Raw genomic sequence first — 892 nt, forward strand, 5'->3', positions numbered from 1 at the left:
GTGCACAGGCAACCTCAAAATGTATGTTTATTTTCGAGGCAAGCCGGCTGCTGGGGCGCAGAACCGGACAGGACGAAAGGGTTGTTGGGACAGGATGCCAGGCTCATAGTTGGGGAAGCAGGGGCCTAGGTGCAGCGGCCGCGCAGAATGGGCGGGGTCAGGTACAAGCACCGGCGTGAAACATAACTGCAGTTCATACATGGGCTATAAGGGGGGCGAGGAGGAGGCGTCCATCATAAGCATCGCGCTTTTTGGCTGCCTTGCCTTCAGCCCATCAGGCCTGAGCAAGCTGCTCACTGGCGCATCTTGTCGGCAGCCTGGTCCACCTTGTCCGCAGCGCCGTTGGCAATGTTCTTGCCAGTCTCCTTGGCGCGCTCAGCCATGTTGGCAGCACCGTCCTGCACGCTGTGAAGGGCGTCGGTGGCGCGCTCCTTCATGCCCTGCATGGCATCGCCGGCTTGGTCCTTGGCATTGCCCAGCTTCTCCGCGGCGGCATCACGAGCGCTGGCGCCGGCATCAGCTGCCCTGTCCTTAGCGTTGATGGCGTCCTCCTTCACGGCCTGCCCCACGTTGCCGGTGGCGTCCTTGACGCGGTCGGCAGCGCCGGGCAGAGTCTCGCGGACGTTGCTGGACATGTCGCTGAGCTTCTCCTTGGCGGCGTGAAGTGCGTTCTCGGCGCGCTCGGTGAAGGTCTCGCCCTTGTCACCAGAAGCCTTGATCACGAACGAGGAGCGCTGAGCCTTGCGTGCAACGGTGCGCACAGTCAGAGCAGGACGGGTGGGGGCAAGAGCGAGCATGAGGAGATAGTTGCAAAGTGCGGGATATTGACTTCACGGCTCACTCAGGGGCTTTTATAGGCGATAGGGGAAGTTGTAGACTCCAGCGGGAGGTG

The 892-nt window shown here is 61.9% G+C and carries 1 protein-coding gene; it reads right to left on the minus strand.

Annotated elements, in window-relative coordinates; translation table 11 throughout:
• Positions 1 to 293 precede the first annotated feature (293 nt).
• On the minus strand, positions 294 to 797 hold the full coding sequence (locus tag IP76_RS16795; protein WP_054159391.1) for a hypothetical protein: 504 nt from the start codon (positions 795 to 797) through the stop codon (positions 294 to 296).
• Positions 798 to 892 lie beyond the last annotated feature (95 nt).

The sequence above is a fragment of the Rhizobium sp. AAP43 genome, from assembly GCF_001296045.1.
Classification (GTDB): domain Bacteria; phylum Pseudomonadota; class Alphaproteobacteria; order Rhizobiales; family Rhizobiaceae; genus Allorhizobium.